Raw genomic sequence first — 6,000 nt, 5'->3', positions numbered from 1 at the left:
ACGGTCAAGTTGTTAAAGTTGCTTCATGGTATGACAATGAATCAGGCTTTACAGCTCAAATGATCCGTACATTAGAAAAATTTGCAAGCATGCTTTAAGATAAAGCTTGTTAGTAAGTTTTTAAAAGACGAGGTATTAACCTCGTCTTTTTTTATTTGTTCTTCTTTTAAATTGAATAACTTTTTATGATCTTATAAAATAATAGTATAAGTATAATTTATCTTAAGAGGGTTTAGCTATGTTCGATCACAAATTAATTACATTTTTAACCGTTGCAAAAGTTGGTTCATATACTAAAGCAGCCGAAGAACTTTATATTTCACAACCAGCGGTTTCTCAACAATTAAAAAATTTAGAAGAAGAACTAGATGTTAAGTTATTTACTTATAAAAAAAGAAAGCTTCATTTGACTCAAGCAGGCAAACAGTTACTTTTGTTTGTTGAATCATTGCGTTCTCAAAGTAATAAATTTAAAGAGCATCTCCATGCTATTCCTAAAAACAAACGCCCACTTCATTTAGCGGCAACACAGTCACTTGCAAATTCTATGCTTCCAGATTTAATTTCATTTGTAAATGAAAAACATCCTGAAATTATAATGCATTGTGACATTATGAATACAAAAGAATGTCTTGCCCAACTTCACTCTGGAAAGTTAGATTTTGCCTTAGTTGAAGGAAATTTTGATACTGAGCAGTTTACGGTTCATCCTTTAATCGATGAACCATTTATTGCAGTAGCATCGCCTAAATTAGGTTTAGATCCTCATAAAGAGTACAAACTAAATGAATTGCTTGATTTCCCACTAATCTATCGTGAAAGTGGCTCAGGTTCATATGCAATTATGCAACAAATTTTAGGAACTCAAAATTTAAAGGTTAGTGATTTCACTAAACGAACTCAAATTAGTAATCCTGAAACCATTCGTCAAGTTCTTGAAATGGGAAATGGAATTAGTTTCATGTATCGTGGTATTGCTGCACATCAAATTCATGAAGGATCCTTAATGGAAGTTCAACTTAATTCTATTAATATCACTCATCCAATTTATTTGGTTTACCTTAATAACAATTACTTTGAAAAAGAATACTTACAGTTACTCAATGAGTGGTTACCAACTTATCATGAATAAAATTTTAAATAAAAAAATAGTATTACAATGATATGCACTCCAATTTTGGATAGAATAATTCAAAATTTGGGGTGCATATCTTATAAGCTACTTTTATTTTACTTTTCAATGCTATGTTTCAGTTCCTCTATTGAGAAAACATAGGTTAAACTTCATTTTCTACTTCTTGACGTGCTTGAATGCCTTTTAAATTATCATTTTTACTTAAAATTAATATAAAAGGCATGGCATACTATTGAAGTTAAAACCACAGGAAATACAACGGACGACTTTACGCTGGAACAATTTCATATTCACATTCCAAGTAAACACGCTATCACATAGAAAAACATTAACCAGCTGAAATTCATTTTGTAACTAGATCATCAGACGGAAGAATTGCAGCAATTGCAGAATTTATTAAAAACGGTAACAATAATGAGACTATTGGATCTATAGAAAGAGACCTATCAAAGCATAATAATAAAATTCAGTCAATTCAATCGTTAACCCCATTAAATATGAATAAGTATTATCATTATTTGGGATCTTTAACAACACCTCACTCACAGAAAATGTAAAGTGGTATATATTACAAACTCCAATTAAAATGTCTAAAAATCAATTAAAAGATCTAGAAAATTATTAAAAGGGAATAATCGTAAGCTCCAACCAATTAACAAGCGCATCATTGAAGTTAATCAGTAATTGATTGATATAACTTAGTAATTATGACCTTAAATTAGATAAAGAATAGCCTAATAAAGTTAGCTAACTTTATTAGGCTATTCTTTATTTAATCCTTTTATTAATACGGTGATAGTTTTTATTGAAATAGTGGCCATTACATATATCATCTACAATACCATCGTAAGGCGCTTCGGAAATAACATCTTCATTATTAACGCCAGCATTTCCAATATAAAATATATGAGCAAATTCAGGTATTAATGTTTTAGGATAAGTAGGATATTTAGTACGTGCAGCTAACATTTCTTCAAGATGTTCATTTTGATAAGTTACAGTAATTTCAGGATGATCTTCAACCCATTTAGGAAAGAAGATAGTCCCATGTAGCTTTCTTTCATTAGGCATAAAATCTAGAGCAACATCTGTACCAGTTGGCTCAGTCCAAGTAATCTTATAGATGCCTTCAGTTAGCATTACAATATTAGCTTCTTGATCCTTAACCCAACGTCCAGCAACTAACCCACTATGAATACGGTAATCAACAGTATGATCATTTTTAGCATACCATTCATACTTCCAACCATTATCATAACTATAAATAAAGTGAGTACCTAAAAAATCATTAAGAGTTTTAAATTGTTTATCCATCGATAATACCTCCATCTAAATTAAGTACAAATTTTTCCTTGTTTGTATAATTTATACAGCGTTAATTTTTATTAAAAATTTCGTAAACTTATTTCACTAATATTAATTACTTCACTATAACCAAATATTGAATTTATCAAAATATTTCCTTATATTCCATTTGCTGACCCAAGTATTATAACTACTGAAATCATTTTATATAAATAAAGATCGGCATTATTTAATTAGTATTCTTACATTACCTTTTTTCTTTATTGCAAACACTATTTATAAACAAAATATTTTTAAATATAGCACCCCCTTAGTCCACTCAATTGATTCATTATATGCGATGAAATTATTTATTTTATTACTTATTTCTAAATCAAATGAACTTGTATGATTATTTAAAACCTATTGCCAAGCATTTTTTAAATTCAAAATAACTTGTGTATCTTCCGTTGAAATGCCTGCAACTGACATTCCATTAATAATAGTTTCTGTTTGTGGAAATGTTGTATTAACATTTTCTAATCGTGAAGCATTATATATTGAATCAATAATTAATTTTTTTAATAAAAATGTATTCTCTTGATCTGTTAATTTATTAATATCTTTCATATGTTCATCCCTTCTACAACAAAATATTTTTCAAAAAAGTCTTCAGTTAACTCATCAATAATAAACATATTTACACTATTTAATCGGCTTTTATCCCCAAATTTTATCTACTATCCAAATCTTATTTTTTTCTCTTATTACTTTTACTACTACCATTCTCTTCTTTTAATTCTAATTTCCCACTTTCTCTTATTAAATAACAACTTTAATCTTTCAATCTAATAATCTTTTACTACCAACTGCTCATACTTTTTATTTCAATTTTTAGTCTATGCTTCGTACTCTAAGTGTCAAGACATTTTTTTATTTCATTTATCTTGATACTATTTTTAGTACCCATGTAGAATGATAACTTCGTTTTATTGCCCTTTAATTTGTCATATAAGAAGTCTTTTATATTGTTTGAATAATTATACTCACTTACCTTTTTAATCAACATTAAAATAAAAATATGATTTTTTTAAATTTACTGTCACTTTTAGACTAGTTACTAAGTTAAAGATAAACGTAGATATTATAATATCTACTCTTGATTTCAGCTCCTATGTTTTATCCATAAAAAAAAGAGAACTACATCAACTCTAAAAATGCAGTTCTCTTTTTTGTCTGTAATTATCAATAAAAAAACAAACTATACAAAAACTTTTATCAAGGTTTTATCTGACAATACAACAGACACAGATTATATTTTCCATTCTATCATTTTTCGTGACTACTCGCCATACTCAGCAAAATTATGCTCGATTAATCATTTTATCTTGTGGCTTTCAGGTACTTTTCTTCTTTTTGGTAAAAGAGTTGCCTTTTGGCCAAATAAATTTTGCTCATTCAAGTACCTCACCTTAAAATTATTTTTCTTTTACCTAACTCTTACAAAAAATCACATTTTTTATTCCTTAATCGGAATAAATTTTCTCACACTTTTAAGCACAGAATTACGTCAATTTTAGTTTGATGTGTCTGTGCGCACGTTTTCGATTTTCAATCTTTCACTGATGAATTTTTTTGCTACTTTCCACTCTTACAATTTTTAAATTCATTAAATCACCATCAACTAAAAATTGGAGTAAAAAAACCTTTAATTCTGACGGCTCAATTAAAAAAGAAGATTCCAAATATAGTTCTTTCGACCCTGAAAATCTTGGTCCTTTTGAAAAAACTTTAGCACTCATTTATGCGGCAAGTACTACTGATGGTGAAGCTATCAAAATTTCTCCTGAAGAAGTTAATGCAATTGCTAGTAGTTTAATTAATCTCGTTGAAGATGATATTGATACTACCGTTAATTCAATCAACTATAACTCAGAAGATGAATTTATTGATAATTACCGCTTTATCAAACAATTAGCGTATACATTGGCTCCTGATCTAACTAAAGATGAAATTGAACAATGTCTGGCTGATAACGATATTACTTATCAAACTATGGTAACCGACCCAACTAACAGCATTAAAAAGAAAACTAAAAAATTAACTAAAGTTGGTAATGAATTAAAAGAAATTGCCGATAAGACGACTGCTGCGTCAAATCAATTTGTTGGTACAGATAATCAAATTGGAGGGCTTTTTCAATGAGTCAAGATAAAATAAAACTAAACAACTTGAAAATTTGCAACAAGAGCGCTTAAGTAAATTACGTTATTTTGAAGAACTTAACGATGATACGCGTGCTAAAGAAAAACATGACTTAAATGACCTTGATGATTTACAACAAACTGCCTATCACTATTTAACGACTTATCATGATAATGAAACTGATATTTATGCTACTTTAGGTCAAATTGATAGAATCAAAGACGATTTACAGGCTAAATTTAAACGTGCTTATCAGCAAATTAACCAAGAACAAGAAAATTACGAATACCATTATCAAATGGAAAAGCGTAAGTTAACGGAAGATTAAAGGAGAAGTTTTGAATGAGTGATATTTTAAAGGAACTGGATAAAGACGTTAAAAAGGCTAAAAAAGCCGCTGAAAAACTATTAATTCAAACCGTAGTAGTAACTACTGCCAAAAAAAAAAGAAAATCTACTAAAACTAAATACAAAAATCAAATTTCAACTAAAAAAGATGATATTAAAGAAGAGTTAGATATTATTATTAATCAACTCGAATCTTCTGGTAAAGGAAAGTGGGCTAAATCAGCTAAAAGTCATCTAGAAAAAGCAGAGAAGAAATTAGATTCAAAATAAAAAGAGAGCTATTAAGCTCTCTTTTATTAATATTTTTATACAAAAAATGATCAAATACTTATATAACAACTTTACTGTCACTTTTAGATTACAAAAGTAACTAATAAATAACTATACAATAAATATCACTTTATACACCACTTAAAAACAATAAAATTAAAATAAACTCAACCAATTAATTAACCAACAAATAACTAATAAACAAAAACTACTAATTAATTACTTAAAACACATAAATTTCTTTCTAAAAGTTCTAAAATAGCTAACTATTTAATCTATTTTTCTAAAAAAACACTAAATTCATTTGCACAAACAAAGTAGACCTGCTTGTATAGAGCTGGAGGTTGGAGAAGAGCATAATCTTCCCCGTCGTAAAACAGTTCTAGAAAAGATTAACGCTTTACGACTTGCCTGTACATTCTGTACATTGCAGTATGGCTATCGCGTCACGCACTGTTATTATCTTTGATTAGCACTTCAACTAATTCTAATACTTTTTCCCACTCATTCATACACCCTAAGTGTTACATTTTCGCATCTCCTTTGTATTAAGCCCCTGTCACCACGGTTCGCTTACGAGCAACTTATGCAGCTTTCTTAACTCGATTAACTCCTTGAAGAAATTTAGTTTTACCTTTGTACTAGCTCCAGTCATAACAAGTGACGCAGTTCGACCTCCATTGCTTTTTGACTCTAAACTTTTTCAGTGTTATGAAAACCAATAAAAAAATACTGATGAATTAGTTTGAGTAATTCAT

Annotated in this window: 7 protein-coding genes; 5 read left to right on the top strand and 2 right to left on the bottom strand. The window is 28.8% G+C overall.

Going from position 1 to position 6,000, the window contains the following annotated elements:
- The first annotated feature begins 238 nt into the window (after window positions 1-238).
- The gene (locus ACWCL1_RS01900) at window positions 239-1,132 is read left to right on the top strand and encodes a LysR family transcriptional regulator (protein WP_454545232.1); all 894 of its coding nucleotides are present in this window, start codon (window positions 239-241) and stop codon (window positions 1,130-1,132) included.
- Between the two features lie 344 nt (window positions 1,133-1,476).
- Window positions 1,477-1,692 carry a carbonic anhydrase family protein gene (locus tag ACWCL1_RS01895; RefSeq protein ID WP_454545247.1) on the top strand — a complete coding sequence of 72 codons (216 nt, stop codon included), beginning with the start codon at window positions 1,477-1,479 and terminating at the stop codon, window positions 1,690-1,692.
- A 211-nt stretch (window positions 1,693-1,903) separates the two neighbouring features.
- On the opposite strand, the gene ACWCL1_RS01890 is transcribed toward ACWCL1_RS01895, so the two are convergent.
- Complete coding sequence (locus ACWCL1_RS01890; protein ID WP_454545231.1) at window positions 1,904-2,449, bottom strand: phenolic acid decarboxylase; 546 nt, start codon at window positions 2,447-2,449, stop codon at window positions 1,904-1,906.
- 393 nt (window positions 2,450-2,842) lie between these two features.
- Window positions 2,843-3,049, bottom strand: coding sequence for a hypothetical protein (locus tag ACWCL1_RS01885; protein WP_454545230.1), 207 nt, complete (start codon window positions 3,047-3,049; stop codon window positions 2,843-2,845).
- Between the two features lie 1,005 nt (window positions 3,050-4,054).
- On the opposite strand from ACWCL1_RS01885, the gene ACWCL1_RS01880 reads away from it, so the two are divergent.
- Genes ACWCL1_RS01880 through ACWCL1_RS01870 form a run of 3 tightly spaced genes read left to right on the top strand, consistent with a single transcriptional unit; the run spans window position 4,055 to window position 5,242 of the window.
- Entirely contained in the window at window positions 4,055-4,624 is a 570-nt protein-coding gene (locus ACWCL1_RS01880) for a hypothetical protein (protein WP_454545229.1), read from the top strand.
- Between the two features lie 34 nt (window positions 4,625-4,658).
- Window positions 4,659-4,952 (top strand): hypothetical protein, encoded by a 294-nt coding sequence (locus ACWCL1_RS01875; protein ID WP_454545228.1) that lies wholly within the window; start codon window positions 4,659-4,661, stop codon window positions 4,950-4,952.
- A 14-nt stretch (window positions 4,953-4,966) separates the two neighbouring features.
- Window positions 4,967-5,242 carry a hypothetical protein gene (locus tag ACWCL1_RS01870; RefSeq protein ID WP_454545227.1) on the top strand — a complete coding sequence of 92 codons (276 nt, stop codon included), beginning with the start codon at window positions 4,967-4,969 and terminating at the stop codon, window positions 5,240-5,242.
- Window positions 5,243-6,000: the final 758 nt, after the last annotated feature.

Source organism: Ligilactobacillus sp. LYQ135, assembly GCF_053711055.1.
This window is presented reverse-complemented; position numbering and strand designations above follow the sequence as displayed.